Origin of the sequence: uncultured Campylobacter sp., from assembly GCF_905372745.1 — a bacterium.
Classification (GTDB): domain Bacteria; phylum Campylobacterota; class Campylobacteria; order Campylobacterales; family Campylobacteraceae; genus Campylobacter_A.
Window position 1 is genome coordinate 34756 of sequence record NZ_CAJPQR010000008.1, and the last position, 19634, is coordinate 54389.

The 19634-nt window shown below is 43.1% G+C and carries 18 protein-coding genes and 1 pseudogene; 8 read left to right on the top strand and 11 right to left on the bottom strand.

The window, feature by feature from the left end:
* Positions 1 to 35: 35 nt before the first annotated feature.
* From QZ157_RS03650 to QZ157_RS03660, 3 genes and pseudogenes are all read left to right on the top strand, one after another.
* Positions 36 to 533, top strand: coding sequence for a hypothetical protein (locus tag QZ157_RS03650; RefSeq protein ID WP_295141942.1), 498 nt, complete (start codon positions 36 to 38; stop codon positions 531 to 533).
* Between the two features lie 9 nt (positions 534 to 542).
* Complete coding sequence (locus tag QZ157_RS03655; RefSeq protein ID WP_295141944.1) at positions 543 to 1223, top strand: DUF4304 domain-containing protein; 681 nt, start codon at positions 543 to 545, stop codon at positions 1221 to 1223.
* A gap of 98 nt (positions 1224 to 1321) precedes the next feature.
* Positions 1322 to 1411, top strand: a pseudogene (locus QZ157_RS03660) (50S ribosomal protein L20); the annotation flags it as partial.
* 52 nt (positions 1412 to 1463) lie between these two features.
* Here the strand turns inward: QZ157_RS03660 and QZ157_RS03665 are convergent.
* The 6 genes from QZ157_RS03665 to QZ157_RS03690 all read right to left on the bottom strand — a co-directional run bounded on the left by QZ157_RS03665 (position 1464) and on the right by QZ157_RS03690 (position 6606).
* Positions 1464 to 1835 (bottom strand): hypothetical protein, encoded by a 372-nt coding sequence (locus QZ157_RS03665; protein WP_295141946.1) that lies wholly within the window; start codon positions 1833 to 1835, stop codon positions 1464 to 1466.
* 187 nt (positions 1836 to 2022) lie between these two features.
* Positions 2023 to 2421, bottom strand: coding sequence for a dephospho-CoA kinase (gene coaE, locus QZ157_RS03670; protein WP_315105677.1), 399 nt, complete (start codon positions 2419 to 2421; stop codon positions 2023 to 2025).
* A 214-nt stretch (positions 2422 to 2635) separates the two neighbouring features.
* Positions 2636 to 2947 (bottom strand): hypothetical protein, encoded by a 312-nt coding sequence (locus QZ157_RS03675; RefSeq protein ID WP_295141947.1) that lies wholly within the window; start codon positions 2945 to 2947, stop codon positions 2636 to 2638.
* A 59-nt stretch (positions 2948 to 3006) separates the two neighbouring features.
* Entirely contained in the window at positions 3007 to 4578 is a 1572-nt protein-coding gene (recJ, locus tag QZ157_RS03680; RefSeq protein WP_295142049.1) for a single-stranded-DNA-specific exonuclease RecJ, read from the bottom strand.
* Positions 4568 to 4720, bottom strand: a complete 153-nt coding sequence (locus QZ157_RS03685) for a hypothetical protein (protein WP_295141949.1) — start codon at positions 4718 to 4720, stop codon at positions 4568 to 4570. Before QZ157_RS03685 ends, recJ begins: the two co-directional genes overlap by 11 nt.
* Before the next feature lie 221 nt (positions 4721 to 4941).
* The gene (locus QZ157_RS03690; protein ID WP_295141951.1) at positions 4942 to 6606 is read right to left on the bottom strand and encodes a CTP synthase; all 1665 of its coding nucleotides are present in this window, start codon (positions 6604 to 6606) and stop codon (positions 4942 to 4944) included.
* A 134-nt stretch (positions 6607 to 6740) separates the two neighbouring features.
* Here QZ157_RS03690 and QZ157_RS03695 point away from each other — a divergent pair, with 134 nt between their 5' ends.
* From QZ157_RS03695 to QZ157_RS03715, 5 genes are all read left to right on the top strand, one after another.
* Entirely contained in the window at positions 6741 to 6956 is a 216-nt protein-coding gene (locus tag QZ157_RS03695) for a DUF4492 domain-containing protein (RefSeq protein WP_295141954.1), read from the top strand.
* A 1-nt stretch (position 6957) separates the two neighbouring features.
* The gene (locus tag QZ157_RS03700; protein ID WP_295141957.1) at positions 6958 to 8487 is read left to right on the top strand and encodes a cytochrome ubiquinol oxidase subunit I; all 1530 of its coding nucleotides are present in this window, start codon (positions 6958 to 6960) and stop codon (positions 8485 to 8487) included.
* On the top strand, positions 8471 to 9598 hold the full coding sequence (locus tag QZ157_RS03705) for a cytochrome d ubiquinol oxidase subunit II (RefSeq protein ID WP_295141960.1): 1128 nt from the start codon (positions 8471 to 8473) through the stop codon (positions 9596 to 9598). The genes QZ157_RS03700 and QZ157_RS03705 overlap by 17 nt, the downstream gene beginning before the upstream one ends.
* Positions 9599 to 9606: 8 nt before the next feature.
* Positions 9607 to 9735, top strand: a complete 129-nt coding sequence (locus QZ157_RS03710; RefSeq protein WP_002943393.1) for a hypothetical protein — start codon at positions 9607 to 9609, stop codon at positions 9733 to 9735.
* A gap of 79 nt (positions 9736 to 9814) precedes the next feature.
* Entirely contained in the window at positions 9815 to 10960 is a 1146-nt protein-coding gene (locus QZ157_RS03715) for an iron-containing alcohol dehydrogenase (protein WP_295141965.1), read from the top strand.
* Between the two features lie 365 nt (positions 10961 to 11325).
* On the opposite strand, the gene yedF is transcribed toward QZ157_RS03715, so the two are convergent.
* The 5 genes from yedF to QZ157_RS03740 form a co-directional block, all read right to left on the bottom strand.
* A complete protein-coding gene (gene yedF / locus QZ157_RS03720) occupies positions 11326 to 11568 on the bottom strand; it encodes a sulfurtransferase-like selenium metabolism protein YedF (protein WP_004323059.1) in 243 nt (80 codons plus the stop codon).
* 1 nt (position 11569) lies between these two features.
* Entirely contained in the window at positions 11570 to 12778 is a 1209-nt protein-coding gene (gene yedE / locus QZ157_RS03725; protein ID WP_295141971.1) for a selenium metabolism membrane protein YedE/FdhT, read from the bottom strand.
* A 988-nt stretch (positions 12779 to 13766) separates the two neighbouring features.
* Positions 13767 to 14726, bottom strand: a complete 960-nt coding sequence (locus tag QZ157_RS03730) for a UDP-glucuronic acid decarboxylase family protein (protein ID WP_295141974.1) — start codon at positions 14724 to 14726, stop codon at positions 13767 to 13769.
* 1 nt (position 14727) lies between these two features.
* Positions 14728 to 17925 carry a radical SAM protein gene (locus QZ157_RS03735; RefSeq protein WP_295142052.1) on the bottom strand — a complete coding sequence of 1066 codons (3198 nt, stop codon included), beginning with the start codon at positions 17923 to 17925 and terminating at the stop codon, positions 14728 to 14730.
* Complete coding sequence (locus QZ157_RS03740) at positions 17901 to 19502, bottom strand: glycosyltransferase family A protein (protein WP_295141977.1); 1602 nt, start codon at positions 19500 to 19502, stop codon at positions 17901 to 17903. Before QZ157_RS03740 ends, QZ157_RS03735 begins: the two co-directional genes overlap by 25 nt.
* Between the last annotated feature and the right edge of the window lie 132 nt (positions 19503 to 19634).

The window sequence follows — 19634 nt, forward strand, 5'->3', positions numbered from 1 at the left end:
GCTAATCAACCTAAAAAACGAAATAAAGGGTAAAAATGAAACGCTGGAGTAAGCTTCAAAAACGGTTTTACGAACTCGTGGACGAGGGCATCGATTTTCAGATACACTGCGCGGTTTATAGGATGCAAAGCAGGCGCGGCGGCACGGATTTGCCGCGATATTTTATCACGCTTGCGGGCGAGATTATTTTTGATTACCCGAAGGATTTCGCACTAAAAGACGGCCGCATAAAAAGCCTAGCGCAGGGCGGCGCTCTAGCGAAATTTTATCCGTATGATAGCGGCATAAGCGACATCGGCGAGCTTATCCGCGAATATATCGACACGCCCAAAGATGAGCTGTTTAAAAAGCATTTTGATGCCGATGATTGGGGGCTTGCAAATATCCTAAAGGCCGCCGACAAACGCATCGGCAAAAGGAGGCTGCAAATTTTAGCCAAAAACAAGAAAAATCAAGCGATGCAAAAGGTCGTGCAAGCTAGGCTAAACTCTGCAGCAGATAGCAAAACGCCAGAATTTAAACGAGAAATTTAAAGGAAAATCATGACTCCGTGCGATATATTTTTAAACGGCTGCAATGAGATCGCGGCGAATTTTGCGGACTTTAAACCCACGCAAAAAGGGCAAAAAATAAGCAAAAAAAGCGCCGATAAGGACGTTTGGTTTGAGATTTATTTTCAGTCAAGCATGCATAATTACGAGAGTAGCGTGGAGATCCTGCCGCACGTCGCGATCTACTGCAAAAGCCTAAAAAAATTGATGCAAGAGGAGCTACCCTACGCGACTGATCTAGTGTTTGCCAAGCAGCTGGGCTATCTCACGCCGCACAAACAGTTTCGCGACTGGCAGCTCGCAGGTGCCGGCTTTGAGCCTAGCGTGTGCGAGATTAGCGCAGCTATCAAGGACTACACGCTGCCTATTTTTGAGCTGTTTGAGGATAAACGAAAGGCAGTGGAGTTTATGATGCGGCACGGAACTAAATTTAATCCGAATTTAAAAGATACCGATTTATATCCGATTTTTTTCATGTTTTATTTCGGCGATAGGGACGCTGCGGAGGCGTTTTTTAACGTATTTTTAAACGACTGCTCTTTTAGAGGCAGATTTTACAAGCTTTACGATAAATTTGCCGGCACCTCGCAGGGATTTGACGCAAAATCTTTTGAGAGCGACGCTGCGGTAAAATTTGCATTTTTAAAAGGGCTTAAAATTTTAAATCACTGAAATTTTAATCGCAACTTTTAACGTTTTGCTTTTTGGCGGGACTACTTGGGCGTTTTTGGCGCGGTGCTAGCAAGCTTAGCCGGCGATAGACGCCCCCAAAACGCGACTTTTGCCGCTTACAGGTAGCGCGCATTAACGCTGCGTGCCGCCGAGATGTTAGCTATTCGCGCTTTATCGCCGGACTTAAAAGCAAAGGTTGCTTTAAAATAATTTTTGGGCGATTTGGCTCCAGGCTTAAATTTAAAACGGATTTTTTAAATACCAAGTCTCGTCAAATTTTTCAATATTAAATCTACGAATCCTCTCTCCGCTTGAAAATTGTACTTTAATCGCAAGCTCGGCATGTCTAGGGCCCAGCACGTCTATCCTATAAACGGATGCGTCAAGTATCTTATCCGATTTATTTTTTTCTAGCTCATTTTCTATCTTTTTTGCTATTCTATCCTGCTCGTCTTTGCTATCGATTTTAACTAAAAACGCCATATCGACTGGATTATTTTTGATGGTTTTAACGACTATCGCGCCCAATTCCTCGGGCGTTTTTGCCTCGTCGCTTCCGCAGCCAACCATCACGAACGCGCCTAAAATCAATGAAAATAAAATCTTTTTCATCTTTTCTCCTACTAATAAATTTGTAGAAAATTGTATCGTTTTTTTTTTTTTTTTGTAAAGTCAAGCTTGCTTCATTTGAACTGTAGATGGTTGCATTTGCTTGACAGAACCGATATCAATAACCTTGTCAAAAATAAATTTAAGCTCCTCTTAGTGCGTGATAGCTAGTACGCCAAGGTGCGGAAAATCACACTTTAGCTGAGCTAAAAGCTCTTTTGCCAGCGTCCCGCCTTTCAAAAAATAGCGGAATACCCACAAAATACGTCCTGCCCGCGCTTTCTAGCTTTGCCGCGCGAGATAAAATTTCAAGCCTAATCTTTGGATGCAAAATTCGCTCTAAAATTTTTAGCTTATACGCGTCGTTAAAAACTAGCGCGCCGAGCTTTTTTCTATCTATTTTGCCGCCATTTAAAACCTCGTCTCCAAACTCCGCCGCAACCTCGCTCACGCACAAATTTAGCTGTTCGTGGGCGATAGAGTCCGCGTCGATGATCTCAAATCCCCGCTCGCGGAGTATCTCGCAAACCGTGCTTTTGCCGCTGCCGATGCTGCCCGTGATGACGATTGCGTGTTTAAATTGCGGCATTTTGCTTTTAAATTCGATATAAAATTAGAGTCATGCCTTAAACAAGACGGCAAATATCAAAAATGAATTTTTACAAAATCTTAAATTTATCTCGTAGGTTTTTAAATTTCTATATTATTTGCGATAAATTACCGTTTTGCGGTGCGATTTAAAAAATCATCGCATGATTTTGCCGAATTTAAGCACAAATTTTAAATGCCAGTATTAAATTTATCTAGTGCGCTCTTCTTGAGAAAAATCTTTTATGGCGAGAATGCCTGTATACTTCTACTTCTCTACAGTTTACCTTTTTCATTGCCTCCCTTATCGCGTCTGGCGTACCTTCTCTGAGTGCTGCTAGCATGACTTCGGGCGGCTGTTCTTCGCAGACTATCTTTTTCTCTTTATGAATAAACGTGCTAATGATATATAAGATAACGGCGACGATAGCGATAAACGTATAAAATAAAATATCATAGGTTATTAACTGACTAAAAATAGTTTTCTTTTTGCTAGATTTATTTTTTATTTGTTTAGATTTAGCCATAAAATACCCGCCGAAAAATCTCTAAATTTAATCCAAAATCCAGGCATAGCGAGCCGAATTCACGATATCTCTTTTACCAGTAGCTGCGGCGTAACGAGTCCGCGAAACGAGTTTTTCGATACCGAAAAAACTAGGTCTATGCTCTCGCCCGTATGCGGCTCGCGAGTGAAGTTAAAAAAGAGCGCCTCTAGGCACTTGCCGTCTTTTTGCAGGATGAGTTTTAGGTGATTTTGTTCTCTGCCGATTAGTTTTTTGTTTTTGACGACGACGGATTTGATTTCAAAGAGCGGGCGCGGATTTTTCTGTCCGTAGGGCTCGAAATGCTCCAAAATTTCAAGCAGCTCAAAGTCCACTTCGCCGGCTTCTATCTCACCCAAAGGCTCGTCAAACGCGCTAAATTCGTGCAAATCCATCAGCATACACGAGCTATTTATCGCGTTTTTAAACGCTTCTAAATTTACCGGATCTATCACGATGCCTGCCGCCCCCTTATGCCCGCCGTAGCCCGCGAGTAAATTTTCGTGGCTAGCGATGAGCGAGAGGATGTCTAGCTTGCCCACGCTTCTAGCGCTACCTTTGGCGCGGTTTTCGTCGATACTAAAAACGATGGCGGGCTTTTTAAACTGCTTTGCCAGACGCGATGCGACGATACCGATGACGCCCTCGTGCCAGCCTCTGCCCCACGTCACGATGATGTGTTCGTCCTCGCGCACGTCCTTTAACGAGCACTCAAAAAGCGTGCGCTCCTCCTCCTTGCGCGAGTTGTTAAAGCTCACGATGGTGTCGAGGCACTCGCAGGCGCGGTCTAAGCTTTTGGCGCGCAAAAACTCAAAAGACACGCTCGCATCGTCCATACGGCCCGAGGAGTTGATGAGCGGCGCGATGAGAAAGCTGATGTCGTCGCACTCGAATTTATCCTTGCCATAAAGCTGCTTTATCGCGGTAAACGCTGGCCTGCGCGAGCTGTTTAGGCGGTTTACGCCAAGCTTAACCAGGATGCGGTTTAGGTCGCGAAGCTCCATCATATCGGCGATTATCGCGATGGCTAGGAGGTCGAGAAATTTGCCCATATCGTAGTTGATGCGGCACACGTCTTTTAGCGCGCCCACTAGATACCACGCGACCTGAGCGCCGCAAATTTCGACGTTTGGAAAGTGGCAATCCTTTTGCTTCGGGTTTATGATCGCATAGGCCTCGGGCAGGACGTCGGGCGGCATGTGGTGATCGGTGATGATGAGATCGATGCCTTTTTGCTTGCAAATTTGAGCCGCGTCGTTTGCCGAGATGCCGTTATCTACGGTCACGATGAGGCCGGTGTCTGCGATCTCTTCGACGATTTGCGGATTTAGCCCATAGCCGTCGCTAAAGCGATTTGGGATACGCACGAAATACTCGCTAACACCCAAATCATCGAAAAACTCGGCCATTATGACGCTGGCAATCACGCCGTCCACGTCGTAGTCGCCGACGATGACGATCTTTTCGTTTCGCTCGATCGCACGCTTTATGCGCTCGGCACCCTTAAATACATCCTTTAACGCATCAGGCGTAGGAATTTCTGAAAGTTTTTTGTGAATGTCATTTTCAAATCTTTGGTTCAGTAATTCCTTTATCTTTTCCTTATTTAACATCGTTTTGACGGGCTTTCGCGTAAGCCTCGCCGTCAAATTTCGCCGCCTTACTACCGTTTTTGCCTAAATTTTCGCTCGCCTCGTGGGTCAAATTTACCCCTGTCGCGCCGCAAAAAAGGCTAAATTTTGGTTCAAATTTCATCTTTTTCCTTCTTTTTTATTTTCTAATGCGCAAATTATAGCTTTTTGAAATTTAATTTCTTATAATTGTAAACAAAGCGGCGAAATTACGGGTCTGATTCGGGTTTAAGAGCTTTACAGAATTGATACTCTTTACAAATTTAACGTTTTAAAATAATAAATGCGGCGTAAATTTTTAAATTTAAAGGAAAGAAATTTAGAGCCGAGCGGCTCTAAATTTGATTATTTCGATTTTTCTAGGCTAGCTTTGATAAAACCCAAAACTACGGGATTTGGATTCGTTAGACGGCTGGTAAATTCTGGATGAAACTGCACGCCGACAAACCACGGATGCGAGTTTTTAGCGCCAGTCAAAGGCGAGCTAAGCTCGACGGCCTCGATCAGCCCGTCGCTCTCGCCGCTAACTATCAGGCCGTTTGCTTCAAATTCGGCTCTGTATTTCGGATTTGCCTCGTAGCGGTGGCGGTGGCGTTCTTTGACGCTTTTGGCTCCGCCGTAGATTTGACTTAGTAGCGAGCCCGGCTTCACATCGCAGGTGTATGCGCCAAGCCTCATCGTGCCGCCGACCGGGCTTTGGTGCGTGCGGATCTGCGTCTGGCCGTGCGCGTCGATGAAACTATCGATGAGATAGATGATAGGATTTACGCACTCGGGCTTAAATTCGACCGAATTTGCGTCCTCGAGCTTTAGCACGTTGCGGGCAAACTCGATGAGCGCTAGCTGCATGCCTAGGCAGATACCAAGATACGGCACGCCCTTTTCGCGGGCGTATTTGATCGCCTCGATCTTGCCGCTCACGCCGCGCTCGCCAAAACCCCCGGCGACAAGCACGCCGCCCACGTCTTTTAGTAGCTCATCGACGTTTGAAGGCTCGATTTTCTCGCTATCTATCCACTTTAAATTTACCCTCGCATCAAGGCTCGCACCAGCGTGAATTATACTCTCGGTCAGGCTCTTGTAGCTCTCTTTTAGATCGACGTATTTACCAACGAATGCTATCGTGGTTTCTTTCGTCGGCGCAATGATGCGCTTAACTAGGCTGTCCCAGTTGCGCATATCAAGCTTTAGTTCGCCCAAATTTAAAATTTCGGCGATCGGGGTCAAAATATCTTGGTTATAAAACGCAAGCGGCACCTGATAGATGCTGGCCGAATCTATACTCTCGATGACGCAGTTGCGCTCTACGCCGCAGCTGGCGGCTATTTTATCTTTTAGCTCGCGGTTTAGCGGCTGCTCGGCGCGGCAGATTATCATATCTGGGCTAATGCCGATACGGCGCAGCTCGCCGACGCTGTGCTGAGTCGGTTTGGTTTTTAGCTCACCCGCGACTTTGATAAACGGAACGAGAGTTAGGTGGATATTCATCGCGCGTTTGCGGCCGACCTCGATGCGAAGGGCGCGGATAGCCTCTAAAAACGGCAAGCCCTCGATGTCGCCTACCGTGCCGCCGATTTCAACGATCAGTATGTCGCGACCCTCGCCCGCCTTTTTGATGCGACCCACGATCTCGCCCACGATGTGCGGGATAACCTGGATCGTTTTGCCCAGATAGTCGCCTCTGCGCTCTTTTTCGATGACGGAGCTATAAACGCGGCCGGTCGTGAAGTTGTTATCTTGGCTTAGGCTCTCGTCTAAAAATCTCTCGTAGTGCCCCAGATCCAGATCCGTCTCTGCGCCGTCGTCGGTGACGAAAACCTCGCCGTGCTCGAGCGGACTCATGGTTCCGGGATCCACGTTGATGTAGGGATCTGCTTTTAGCATGCTTACTTTTAAGCCGGTATTTTTAAGAAGCGTGGCGATAGAAGCCGCCGCAATGCCCTTACCTAGCGAGCTTAGCACGCCGCCGGTGATAAAAATATACTTTGTTTCATTTGAATTTTTTTGCATATCGCGCCTTTTAATTTTTTGCGCGATTATACCTTATTTAAAATTTATAAACGCTTGATAGCTAAAGAAAAAAATTTATAAAACGGAAACTTTAAAATAATGTTTTAAGTTAAATTTCTGTAGTATATTAAGCTATGATTAAAAAATATCTCAAAAACATCTCGTCTTTGTATATCGACGGCTTTAGAAATATGAAACTCGGAAAGAGCCTGTGGCTCGTCATAGCCATCAAGCTGCTTATAATGTTCGGGATTTTAAAAGTATTTATCTTTGATGAAAGTTTAAATTCGAAATTTGAGAGCGACGAGGCTAAAGCCGACTTCGTAATCTCAAATTTGACAAAGGAATAAAATGTCTGAAATCGCTTCGGTCGATTGGTCGCGCGCGCAGTTTGCGCTCACCGCGATTTACCACTTTTTGTTTGTTCCGCTCACGCTGGGACTTAGTTTTATCATTGCCATTATGGAGAGCATCTACGTCAAAACCGGCAACGAGCAGTGGCTAAAAATCACCAAATTTTGGCTCAAACTCTTCGGTATAAACTTCGCTATCGGCGTAGCTACCGGTATCATAATGGAATTTGAGTTCGGCACCAACTGGGCGAACTACAGCTGGTTTGTCGGCGACATCTTCGGCGCGCCGCTAGCTATCGAGGGCTTGCTCGCGTTTTTTATGGAGGCGACGTTTTTTGCCGTTATGTTTTTCGGCTGGGATAAGGTTAGCAAGAAATTTCACCTCATCTCGACCTGGCTCGTGGCTATCGGTTCAAATTTGAGCGCGCTTTGGATCCTCATCGCAAACGGCTGGATGCAGTATCCGGTGGGTATGAAATTTAACCCCGCGACGGCTAGAATGGAAATGGAAAATTTCTTTGAAGTAGCACTTAGCCCCGTCGGCATAATCAAATTTTTACACACTGTAACTAGCGGCTACGTCGCTAGCGCGCTTTTCGTAATAGGAATTTCGGCGTGGTTTATCCTAAAAGGACGTCATCTAATCATGGCTAAAAAATCAATCGTCGTAGCGGCAAGCTTCGGGCTTGCGACGTCGCTGTTTTTGATGTTTAGCGGCGATGAGAGCGCATATCAGGTCGCGCGCACCCAGCCGATGAAACTAGCCGCGATGGAAGGCCTTTATAAAGGCGAACAAAACGCCGGCCTAGTCGCGATGGGCGTGCTAGATCCGTCTAAAAAACATGGCGACGGCAAGGACGCGTTTTTACTCGAACTAAAAGTGCCTTACGCGCTTGGAATCATGGCTACTAGAAAATTTGATAGCTTTACTCCGGGCATCGAGGATCTAGTCTACGGCAACGAAGCGCAAAATATAGAGAGCGTCGCAAGCAAGATGGCTAAAGGCTCGCTAGCCGTTAGCGCGCTAGCTAGCTACAACGCCGCTAAAAAATCGGGTGATAAAGCCGCGATGGAGCAAGCCGAGCAAACTCTGGCTCAAAATATGAAATTTCTAGGCTACGGCTACCTAAAATCCCCGGAAAGCGCCGTACCGCCGGTAGGCATTACGTTTTATAGCTTTCACTTGATGGTGGCTCTTGGTACTTACTTTTTGGCTTTATTTTTGGTCGTTACGTATCTTACGATGGCAAACGATATCGAAAATTTCAAAAAGCTGCTGTGGGCGTGCGTATTTAGTATCCCGCTAGGACTAGTGGCGATCGAGGCTGGCTGGATAGTGGCCGAAGTCGGGCGTCAGCCGTGGGTCGTGCAAGACCTCATGACCGTGGGCGTGGGAGCGACGAATTTAGCCGACACCAACGTCAAAATTTCGTTCTGGCTATTTGCCGTTTTATTTACGGCGCTTTTGATAGCCGAGATAAAAATCATGCTAAAACAGATAAAAATAGGATTTGAAAACCATGCTTAGTTTAGAATTTTTACAAATTTACTGGTGGTGCGTAGTTAGCTTGCTAGGCGGTTTGCTAGTGTTTATGATGTTTGTTCAGGGCGGACAGACGCTGCTTTTTGGGCTTTGTAAAAACGAGCTTCAAAAGGACATGGTGATAAATTCTATCGGGCGCAAATGGGAGCTTACTTTTACCACGCTCGTAATGTTTGGCGGTGCGTGCTTTGCGGCGTTTCCGCTGTTTTACGCGACGAGCTTCGGCGGCGCGTACTGGGTATGGTTGGCGATTTTGTTTTGCTTTATTCTTCAAGCCGTGAGCTACGAATACCGCAAAAAACCGGACAACTTCCTGGGCCAAAAAACCTATGAAATTTTCCTTTTTATTAACGGCTCTCTAGGCGTTATTTTAATCGGCATGGCAGTTAGCACGTTTTTTTCGGGTAGCGACTTTTTACTAAACGAGCACAACTTCGTGCAGTGGCAAACGCCGTTTCGCGGACTTGAGGCTCTAGGCAACATCATGCTCTATCCGCTAGGCATCGCGGTATTTTTTCTCTCTCGCGTGGGCGGAGCGCTCTACCTCATCAACAACATCGACGATGCGGAGATAAGAGCCAATGCCAGAAAAGCGGCGCTAAAAAATACTATTTTGTTTTTGCCGTTCTTTTTAATCTTCATCGCTTGGATATTTACCAAAGCCGGTTTTGCCTACGACGAGAGCGGCGTAGTAAGCCTAGTGGGCTTTAAATACGCTCTAAATTTACTCCAGATGCCGCTTGTGGCTGCGATGATAGTTATAGGCGTCGGACTCGTGCTTTTTGGTATATTTAAAGGCGCGTTTACGACAAGCATCTACGGCGTAGTGCCTTACGGCGTGGGCGTAGTGCTAACTGTTACGGGACTATTTTTGATATCAGGCCTTGCGGACACAGCGTTTTATCCGTCGTTTTCAAATTTGCAAAGCTCGCTAACGATCAAAAACGCAAGCTCCAGTCACTACACGCTAAACGTCATGGCCTACGTGAGCCTACTAGTGCCGTTTGTTTTAGGTTATATTTTCGTCGTTTGGCGCGCGATGGACAGCAAAAAGATCACCGCGGACGAGATCAAGCACGATCATCACGCATATTAAGGATAAAAATGATAGAAGCGATAGTTTTTCTTTTTCTTTGGGTTTTGGCGCTTTTTGGCGGATATAAATTCGTCCATTTTAACATCAAGCACGTCGAGAAAAACGACGACAAATACTTTGGAAATTTACGCGAATAAGCGCTAATCCGTAAATCTCGTTCTACTTAAATTTTAGCTTTTGTCGCTATAATGAGGCTAAAATTTTAAGGAGAACGAGATGTTTGACTTCACTTTTCACAACCCCACTAAAATACAATTCGGCAGAGATAAAGAGCGAAACATCGGGCTTTATATGCGCGAATTTGACGCTAAAAAAACCCTACTGATCTACGGTAGCGAACGCATCAAAAAAGACGGACTCTTTGACACGGTCGCAGCGAGCCTAAAAGAAAACGGCATAGAGTTTATAGAGCTTGGCGGCGTAGTTAGCAACCCCGTGCTAAGCAAAGTTTACGAAGGTATCGAACTAGCTAGGAAATTTAACGCCGACAGCGTACTAAGCGTAGGCGGAGGCTCCTGTCTAGATAGCGCCAAAGCCATCGCTGCAGGCGCGCTACACGAGGGCGACGTGTGGGATTTTTTCACGGGTAAAAACCCAAGCCGCGCGCTAAAAATTTTTGACGTCATAACCCTTGCGGCGACGGGCAGCGAGATGAACTCGGGCGCGGTCGTGACAAACGAAGCTACGAAGCAAAAATTCTCCATCCACGGCGACGTCCTATATCCGCTAGTTTCGGTCGTAAATCCGCAGCTACAAGCTAGCGTTAGCCGCGAGTACCTAGTCTACTCCGCCGCCGATATCATCGCGCACAGCATCGAGGGGTACTTCACCGCAAGCGTTCAGCCTAGCGTCATCAACCTCTACATCGAAGCCAATATCAAAACCGTGATGAAAACGACCGAAATTTTACTAGCTGATCCCGACGACTACGACGCCAGAGCCGAGTTTGCCTGGGCGGCGACGATGGCGCTAAACGGCCTAACATACGTCGGTACGCACGGCTACTCCTACCCCAACCACATGCTCGAGCACGCCATGAGCGCGGTCGTAAACTGCGCGCACGGAGCGGGTCTGGCAGTCGTAATGCCTGCGTGGATGAAGTGGTATAAGAGCCGAAATTTGGGTGCTTTCGAGCGTTTTGCGCGGGAAATTTTCGGCGTAAACTCAGCTGACGAAGGCATCGCCGCATTTAAAACGTGGCTTAGCAAAATCGGCGCTCCGGTTAGCCTAAAAGCCGTCGGCATAGAGGGCGAAACGCTAGACGAGGTCATAAATTTAGCCTACGACTACGCAGTAAACTGGCGCAAAGACAAGCTCTACACGAAGGAAAATATCAAAGAGATTTTTGAGCTTGCGAAGTAAATTTACGGCTAAATTTAGCGCTAGCAAGATAATAAAATTTAAGGCTTATGCACCGATTTAAATTTAACCGTCGCGAGATAAATTGGGAAATTTGAGGTTTCAAATTTCGCGCTTTAAATTTGCTCCGAGTTTTGCCGTGCTGCAAATTTAAGCGTAAAAATACGAAATGTGCGTGCGGCGGCTAAATTTTCGATATGACGAAAGCGGCAGCGCAAAACGTCGCACGAATCACAAATTTAAGCGCGCAAGATAAGCAAAACGCGGCCGAGCGAGCAAAATTTACTTTGCAAGCGGCAAATTTACCCGCCCGCCGTAGTAAAATAGAGCAGGGCGCGTCAAAGTCCTGCGCCGCGCCGAAATTTAAATTAAGGCTTTTTGATGATAAATCTAAGCGTCGGGCCGTCTTGCTCGATTTTAAGCACCTCAAAGCCCCTGTTTCTCGCGTCGTAAGGGATCGAGTTTATCGCCTGCGGGCAGTCGCAAAGCACTTCTAACACCTCGCCGCTTTTCATTTTCGGCAGGATTTCTAGCGTCGCGACGGCGGGCATCGGGCAAGCCTCGCCTAGGATGTCGAGCGTATAGCTTATTTCAAAATCGTCTTCATGCATCTTAGTAGCCTCCTTTGGCGAAGAAATTTCGTTTGTAGATAAACACCAGCAGTAGCGCCGAAACGAATAAACATAAATTTACCGCTAAGCCGCCCAGCGGACCGAATACCTCTAAAAGCTGGATTTTGGGGCCGTCTTTGATCCACGCGGGTATCGCGTCGTAGCTAAGGGCTAACACCATGGTTCCTACGACGTTTGCGACGCCCACGATCATAAAGTGCAGCTGCCCCTCGGTGGCTCTATACGTCCAGCCGCACTCGCAGCCGCCCGCAAATACGATACCAAAGCCGAACAAAAACGCTCCGATCGCAACAGCCGGCGAGAAATTCGTAACTTTGCCGACGTAGCCGTTTAGCATCAGCACGAAAACGATGAGCGTAGCGATTATCATGCCGTAAAACGCGCCCTTGGTTGCAACATCCCTGCCGAATAAAAACAGGTCGCGAAAGCACGAAGTAAAGCAAATTTGGCCCTTTGAGATGATAAAGCCGAAAATCAGCCCGAAAAGCAGTCCAAGCGGCAAGATGCTGGCTTTGACTTTTAGATCTAGCGCCGGCGCCTGCATCAAAAGATACGCAAACCAGATAATCGCTAAAATCGCGATAATCACGCCGATAGCGAAATTTCGGTCGGCGCGGCCTTTGTCGTGCGTCGTACCTTTGCCTTTTGGGCCGAAGTTTTTAAGCTCGGTTTTAGGCATAAAGATAGGGAGCTTGCCGACCTTGACGGCGACGTAGATGCCAAGCACCATAAACACGGCAAAAAGCCACGTATGCAGCGAAAAATACGGCAGTCCGGTGAAAAAATCAAGCAAGTTGCAGCCAAAGGCCAGGCGCGCGCCAAATCCCGAAAGCAAGCCGCCGACGATAGCTTGAAAAACGCGAATTTTGCTTGCGGGTAGGCGAAATTTGACCTTATTTGCCATAAAGGCCGCGATCGTGGCGCCCACGAACATGCCTATTAGCATAAGTCCCTCAAAGCGCGTGAGCGGGCTACCGTCAAGGTTCGTGATCTTGTAGTAGGAGTAGCCGCTAAGATCCATCCCGAAAAGTTCCAAAAACTCGCCTCCCCAGCGCGTCATCTCGCCAGTCACCGCCCATCCGCCGCCAAAAATCCCAAAATATACGGTCGCGACGATGGCTAGGATAATCATCGCCTGCCCGACGTTCCAGAAATTCGTTAGATATTTCGTTCTAAATTCTTTAAACATAAATTTTCTTTGTATTAATTTCCTCGCTCCGCGAGACTAAAATTTGAGATTAAACGCGTATCTATGAGGTAGTCATCTAAGTATCCTAAAACGTGATCGTCAAACTTGACGCTAAGAAGAAAGAATTGTAGCTAAAATATTATTAAATAAAATTAAAATGTAGCTAGATTAATCTGCGATATTTTTATCTAAAATATAAAATCTATAACCATCTTTTTTGTTTTTCATTTATATCTTTTACCGTGATTTTCGGCTGGCATCTACCGCCTGATTTTGCTTTTTCGAGGATGTTTTTAAATTTAGTTTAAAATAAGCCAAAGTTTTTAAAGATTTTTTACCTCGAATAAATATAAGGCGACTGGACTTTTTACTCTTCCGGCAGCTGCGGTGCGGTCGCACGATTTTTACGTTACCGCTTATAAGCGGCGCAGGAAGCCTAAGCTACCACTTTTTTACTCGCCATAGCAAAGGACTCTAGCGCCGACTACGTTCCCTAGTTGTTCTCTTTTTTTGGGTTCCGCTGCAGGTCACTTTGCTAGTTGAAGCTTGCCGTATTTTTGTATTAACTTTTTAGTGCACGCTAGATTATCAATTTTATCAACGTAATAGCGGGTAGATTTGTGCGGACTTAGCGGGCGAGGGTATCGCCGCCTTTAAGGCGCGGCTTAATAAAATCGGCGTCCCGTTAGCCTAAAAGCCGTCGGCATAGAGGGCGAAACGCTAGATGAGGTAGTAAATTTAGCCTACGACTACACGGCGAACCGGCGCAAAGACAAGCTCTACACAAAGGAAAATATCAAAGAGATTTTTGAGCTGGCGAAGTAAATTTGAGAAAATATATTTGATCAAATTTACCGATTATAGCTTTTGTAAAATATCCGCAAATTTACTTGGCTCACAATGGATAACAAAAAGATTACGACCTGTAAAATCAAATTTTAAAAGAATATTTGATAGCACAAATCTAATCAGTTTGACGCAAGCGAAGTCAATCCGATTGATCTAATTGGCGCAAATTCAAATTTTTAAAATATGCTATTGTGCGCTCCAGTCCGTCTTTAATACCTATTTTGGGACTCCAGCCAAGCAACTCTTTTGCGAGAGTAATATCCGGCTTTCTTCTTTTGGGATCATCGGACGGGAGCTCTTTGTGTATGATGGATGATTTTAAATTTGTCAAAGAAGAGATCATGTATGCTATCTCTTTTATGCTATATTCCTCCGGATTGCCGATATTAACTGGGCCCATTATATCTTTGTCGGTATTTACAAGTGCCGCAAGCGCATCTATTGCATCATCAATATAGCAAAAGCTTCTTGTTTGCGCTCCGCTGCCAAATATCGTTATATCTCTATTTTTAAGAGATTGCACTATAAAGTTACTAATTACTCGTCCATCATTTTCGGCCATATTGGGACCGTAACAGTTAAAAAGGCGCGCAATTTTTACGTCGACGTCGTATTGCCGTTTATAGCTACCACATAAGGCTTCGGCAGCCCTTTTTCCTTCATCATAGCAAGCCCTAATGCCGATAGGATTTACATTCCCCCAGTAATCCTCTTTTTGCGGATGCTGCTTTGGGTCGCCGTATACTTCACTCGTTGAAGCTTGCAACATTTTTGCTCCGTATTTTTTTGCAAGATGCAAGCAATTTGCCGTGCCAAATACGCAAGTCTCAATAGTCTTTACGGGATCTGCTTGATATTTTACCGGCGAAGCCGGACATGCTAGATTATAAATTTCATCGATGCAATAGTCGATAGGCTCGGTAATATCATGCTCGATAAGAGTAAAATTTGGATAATTTTTTAGATGAGCTATATTGGCTCTAGCTCCAGTACTAAAATTATCGACACACAGTACATTATGACGCTCCTTGACAAACCTTGCACATAAATGCGACCCGATAAAGCCGGCCCCTCCGGTAATCAAGATTGTTTTACTCATGCTATTTCTTATACTCATTGTATATTCGTTCCCATGAGGAGGAAATTTTCTCTTTAAATGGTGCCTTTTCGCATCTAGGAATAAAGTCGCCGCGGTTTGGCGCATAATCTTTAAAATTTCCGCAATATTTACAAAACTCCTTAAAATGCTCTTGTAGCTTTTCGATTGTTGCTTCTTTTAGACTTTTTACTCCCTTGTCACCTCTCAAAACCCTATCAATACTACCGCAAACAGAGCAACCGTAATAACCGTTTTTATTTAAGCCTATACCGCAATAAGAAGCAACCCAGCACGCTGCAGAGTAATCCGCATCTTTAAAATTTATATCGTCGATTGGGGCATCATTAAAAGGCGTAAAGTAATCAACTAAATTTTTAGTTTTAAACGAACCATAATCGATCCTAACGTTCTTAAATAGCTCTGCCTGCTTGCAAAGCTCTTTTGTTTGTTTTGTAAAGCCGTTTGAAACAACCTGAATAATAACATCAGGATAAAAACTATCCGCATACTCTCTTTGTAAAATTTCGACAATACGCGAAAAATCTTTATGCAAAGTAGGCTCACCGCCCAAAATGTTAATAACTTTCCATTTTTTACCCAAAATTTTACTCTCATTAATAAAACGCCTTATGTCATCAATCGTCATGCTCTCAGATGAAGGTGCGTGCCCGCAGGATCTATTGCACCCTTTGCATTTCAAATTACACTCAAATGTTATGTCGATTTCAATCATATCCAAATTTGGAAGAAATCTTTTTTGCCCTTTGACTACGTCTTTTGGTGATAGCTGCGGTTTTTCAAGAATCTCTTTTATAGACTGCTCTTTAATTTCCCTATTTGCATCTTTCTTGTCATAATCACGCTCGTAATAGTAGTTAATAAAATCCATCTGCAACGGTGATGAACTCATTTCGACAATAGGAACCATCATGGCGTAGTCATCGCATTTTTCTATCCATTTTCGCTTACTTAGCCTTGCTTCTTTATCCTCGTACATAAAATACGAAAGCGGAATCGAGTCAAAAAGATATTTTTTAAATGTTTTTAGATGTTGCCATACGTTGCCGCCGGTTTTTCGCGGCTCCATAAAATTTACCGGATAGCGGTAGTGCGGCTCAAGCCTATATGTTTGATGAACGCGACCGCAAGTCATATCTACGCCCCACATATCATACTTTTTATAAATATCAAAAAGAGCTTCTTTGCCTATTAGAGCATCATCGGTGTCGACGCATACGATGATTGATTCTGGATTGTCGCAATAATGATGAATCGCCAGATACTCGCACTGCATTTTTGTTTGCAAAGTGCGACCTTTAATAAAAGTCACCTTATTTTTATATGGTTTGATGATTTGCTCGACAAATATCGAAATACCGGAATTTGAGCAATCATCATAAAAAATAACTCCGAATTCTTGAAACGTTTGGCTAATCAAAGAAAACCACATACGTAAAAATTTATGAATATTCAAGTCCCTAAAACAAGAGAGCACTATCATCTTTTCGCTGCGCTTTGGCATGCACCAGTCATAAAATGAGCCGTTACAATCAAACTCGCCAAACTGTAAATTTGGGATATAACCCTGCTCTACCCTATCTAAAATATTCATCCAACTATAAGCATTTGTTTTTCGGTAGTTTTGCGGATGAATGTAATAGCTACGCCTATCTCCGCCTCTTATAGAGCAAAAACCGCTATCTTTTTGCAGCTTTTCTAATGAACGGTACCAAGTAAGTTGTAATTTTAAATTTTCATCAATCGCATTTGGCAGAGGCCTAACGCCAAAAAGTCGACTTTTATCAAAAAGCCCCATTCTAACTTCCGGTACAAAACCGCCATTTTCAAAACCAAAATAAGTCTTGGTTTGTCGGTTATAGATATTAAAACCGACAAACAAGACACTTTTATTTTTTTGAATTTCGCTTATCATATCGGTTAAAAATGAGTGATTAATATCTAGCCTACCGATAAGCACATCACTGTCCATCTGCAAAACATAATCTCCCTTGCATTTCTCAAAGGCGTAAAGCTGCGAGCTTATGGGGATATTTGTCGCGGAATGCGTTTGGCCAGTCTCGACATTAAACCATTCTTTGTTTATCCTAGTTGTTTCATCGGCATCATAAATCACAAATCTATCAATAATACGTTTTTGACGCAAATTTTCCACAATATCTATAAGTTTTTTAAAGTCGGCATTATCTGTAAATTGCCTAGCAAAATCGCTCTGCTTTGTGTCGATAGAAACTACGACCTCGTAAAAACCGTTTGGATAAGAAAGCTGCCTAACGATGTGTTTAATGTTGGCTTCTATCGTCTGAACATCTTGCGCGCATGTTTTTATGAGTAGAGAAATCTTCTCTTTCAATGGCAACAAACTTTTATAGCCGACAGCGATCGACTGCGGTTCAAAATCATTATTTTCATTTAAAATAATATCCGAAATTTGAATATCGCAAAGATAGAAATTTTCTTTTATTTTTGAAAAAAATAAGTCCTCAAGATGCGGGAGCGTTTTTGCATTATAAATTTCATACTCTAAATTTGAAAATTTATTTATTTGCATATCTTGAAATGCCGTTTTCGACTCTGCAAATATTATACTAGAAAAAACTTCGTTTATAAATTCACGCGCACCTTCTAGTTGGGGCAGGTCAAAATTATTAACCGCGCTTCTTTGCAGTTTTTTTAATTGCGGATTATCCTGCTCATGCAAAAATAGATACATTCTAATGCATGCATTTAAAAATAGATTATCGCTATAATATACGCTAGCGTCCATATCGACTAATTTTAAATTTTCGCCTACTCGAACAAAATTCTCTTTTTTGCAATCCTGAACTATAATCTTTTTTTGCCAGCACTCAGTTAAAAACAAAACAACATCTTTTTGCGTAAATTTATCTACCAAAACGGACGGTTCATATTTATATTTTTGAATAAATACGTTTTTATATTCTATCACCTCTTCAAGATAATAGAATGACTTAAAATCCTCTTTTTCAAAGAAAAAGGTTAGATGCCTATAGGTATTCCATTTATTTTTACCTTTAAAAAATGGCATGATTACTTTATATACGTATGAGCTATCGTGAAATACGACGCCCTCAAAGCCTTGTCCGAGATAATGAGCCTCTTTTATTCCCATGTCGTCCAAAATATCTTTAGCTTTTAATTTTCTTGCTTCATCTTGCATAGCCACATCGCTTCCTCGTATAGTTGTTCCCTTGCGTTTAAGTACTTTTCTGTTTGTTTATTATCTGCCGTTTTGTTTCCGCTTAGATTATAGATCGTAAGTAAAATATCCTCGGCAAATTCTATTTTTAAATTTTTATCATTGAGCAAAAGTCGCACAAGTAAAAAATGATCTTCTGCGCTTGAAATTTCGGGATAATCTTGTAGACTATTTGGCGTCATAAAAACATTGCAAGACGGAAGCTCCGCCTCGGAGACACCTTCGCTCATCTGCTTCAAACGATTTAAAAGATATGTCATATCGGCTAGCTTTGGCGTTGCTATATTAACTCGATCAATAATTTTTCCATCAAGCCTAAGATAGTTTCCCGCCACCGCAACATCAAACTCTCTTTCATTAAATATATGCTCTATCTTTGAAAGAACCGTTTGATCCGCATATTCATCATCGGCATCTAGTCGTCCTATAAAAGCTACATTTTCAAAAAGAGTTTTTATATATCGATTTATATCATTTCTCGTTTTGGCTGCGTGATAATTTTTCGTACCTACAACTATTACTTTTTCGTTTCTAAGGATATCGCTAACGCTGTTTTTCCAACCGTCACCGGAATTATCATCCATTATCAAAATCCAAACATCGCGTTTTGCGTCCTTTTGCGCAAGAATCGACTCCAAACAGCGACGTAAAGTATTTTTATTATTATGGACTGCAACTCCAATCACTATCTTTTCCGTTTTTGAATATTTGTGAACAAGATTAAAAACTTTTTTAATATTATCGGACTCTTGATAACCAAAAAGCCTTTTAGCTCTTTGTAAAGCTTGATCAAGCAAGTCTTGAGAGTAGAGCCTGATATATTTTATATGAAAGCTATTTAAACCATCTGTTTTAGTAGTAAAATTTGACGTAACACTATCTTTTGAAACAAAGTGATCGATAAGTACTTTTGGGATAATTTTTATATTTTTATTAGAATAGTTGTGTAAAAAGCGAATCATTAAGTCCCTATCCGTACAACTTGCAAGCGTTTCGTCAAAGCCGCCTATACTTCTTAAAGCACCGAAACGAAAAAACATATTGCTACCTTGAATACCGGGGTTGCCTTTTAAAAAGCTACTAATGTTTATATCTTCCACTTCAAAAGAACTACAGGTATCACAATCGCTTCGCTTTATAAAGGCAAAGACGGCATCAGGGTTTTTGGACGATGATCTAATCGCATTATAGCAACTGCTAATATACTCTTTGTGCCAGCTATCATCGTCATCTAAAATCGCTATATAATCATCTTCGGTAAAAATTTTTTCATACCATTTAATCCCGGAATTCCAAGCCCCCGTTCCACTCATATGCGGGGTTCGTGAGTTTTTTATGTAATAAATTTTGTTATTTTTTAGTTCTAAAATTCTCCGCTCTATGTCTTTGCTTGCGGATTCATTTTGATTATCGTCGACGATAAGGATATGATCGGGGCTTTGTTTTTGATTAAAAACAGAATATAATGAGCGTGAAAAAAGTAAATCATTTCTATTTGAAGATGAAGCTATTATCACGCCGATTCTAGGCTTTTTCATTCTTATTTCAGCACTCTTGATAAAAATTATTTTAAGAAGATCTTAAATTTTCATAGATTGCAAAAGCCGTATATTAAGAAATATAAGGCTTTTGTGTTTATTAAAAATTTATCTATCTCAAATCTACTATTG

What these genes read in the sequence shown, in the direction of transcription:
- QZ157_RS03650 (WP_295141942.1), top strand. Translation starts at nt 36, where the DNA reads ATGAAACGCTGGAGTAAGCTTCAAAAACGGTTTTACGAACTCGTGGAC.
- QZ157_RS03655 (WP_295141944.1), top strand. Translation starts at nt 543, where the DNA reads ATGACTCCGTGCGATATATTTTTAAACGGCTGCAATGAGATCGCGGCG.
- QZ157_RS03665 (WP_295141946.1), bottom strand. Translation starts at nt 1,835, where the DNA reads ATGAAAAAGATTTTATTTTCATTGATTTTAGGCGCGTTCGTGATGGTT.
- coaE (WP_315105677.1), bottom strand. Translation starts at nt 2,421, where the DNA reads ATGCCGCAATTTAAACACGCAATCGTCATCACGGGCAGCATCGGCAGC.
- QZ157_RS03675 (WP_295141947.1), bottom strand. Translation starts at nt 2,947, where the DNA reads ATGGCTAAATCTAAACAAATAAAAAATAAATCTAGCAAAAAGAAAACT.
- recJ (WP_295142049.1), bottom strand. Translation starts at nt 4,578, where the DNA reads ATGTTAAATAAGGAAAAGATAAAGGAATTACTGAACCAAAGATTTGAA.
- QZ157_RS03685 (WP_295141949.1), bottom strand. Translation starts at nt 4,720, where the DNA reads ATGAAATTTGAACCAAAATTTAGCCTTTTTTGCGGCGCGACAGGGGTA.
- QZ157_RS03690 (WP_295141951.1), bottom strand. Translation starts at nt 6,606, where the DNA reads ATGCAAAAAAATTCAAATGAAACAAAGTATATTTTTATCACCGGCGGC.
- QZ157_RS03695 (WP_295141954.1), top strand. Translation starts at nt 6,741, where the DNA reads ATGATTAAAAAATATCTCAAAAACATCTCGTCTTTGTATATCGACGGC.
- QZ157_RS03700 (WP_295141957.1), top strand. Translation starts at nt 6,958, where the DNA reads ATGTCTGAAATCGCTTCGGTCGATTGGTCGCGCGCGCAGTTTGCGCTC.
- QZ157_RS03710 (WP_002943393.1), top strand. Translation starts at nt 9,607, where the DNA reads ATGATAGAAGCGATAGTTTTTCTTTTTCTTTGGGTTTTGGCGCTTTTT.
- QZ157_RS03715 (WP_295141965.1), top strand. Translation starts at nt 9,815, where the DNA reads ATGTTTGACTTCACTTTTCACAACCCCACTAAAATACAATTCGGCAGA.
- yedF (WP_004323059.1), bottom strand. Translation starts at nt 11,568, where the DNA reads ATGCATGAAGACGATTTTGAAATAAGCTATACGCTCGACATCCTAGGC.
- yedE (WP_295141971.1), bottom strand. Translation starts at nt 12,778, where the DNA reads ATGTTTAAAGAATTTAGAACGAAATATCTAACGAATTTCTGGAACGTC.
- QZ157_RS03730 (WP_295141974.1), bottom strand. Translation starts at nt 14,726, where the DNA reads ATGAGTAAAACAATCTTGATTACCGGAGGGGCCGGCTTTATCGGGTCG.
- QZ157_RS03735 (WP_295142052.1), bottom strand. Translation starts at nt 17,925, where the DNA reads ATGCAAGATGAAGCAAGAAAATTAAAAGCTAAAGATATTTTGGACGAC.
- QZ157_RS03740 (WP_295141977.1), bottom strand. Translation starts at nt 19,502, where the DNA reads ATGAAAAAGCCTAGAATCGGCGTGATAATAGCTTCATCTTCAAATAGA.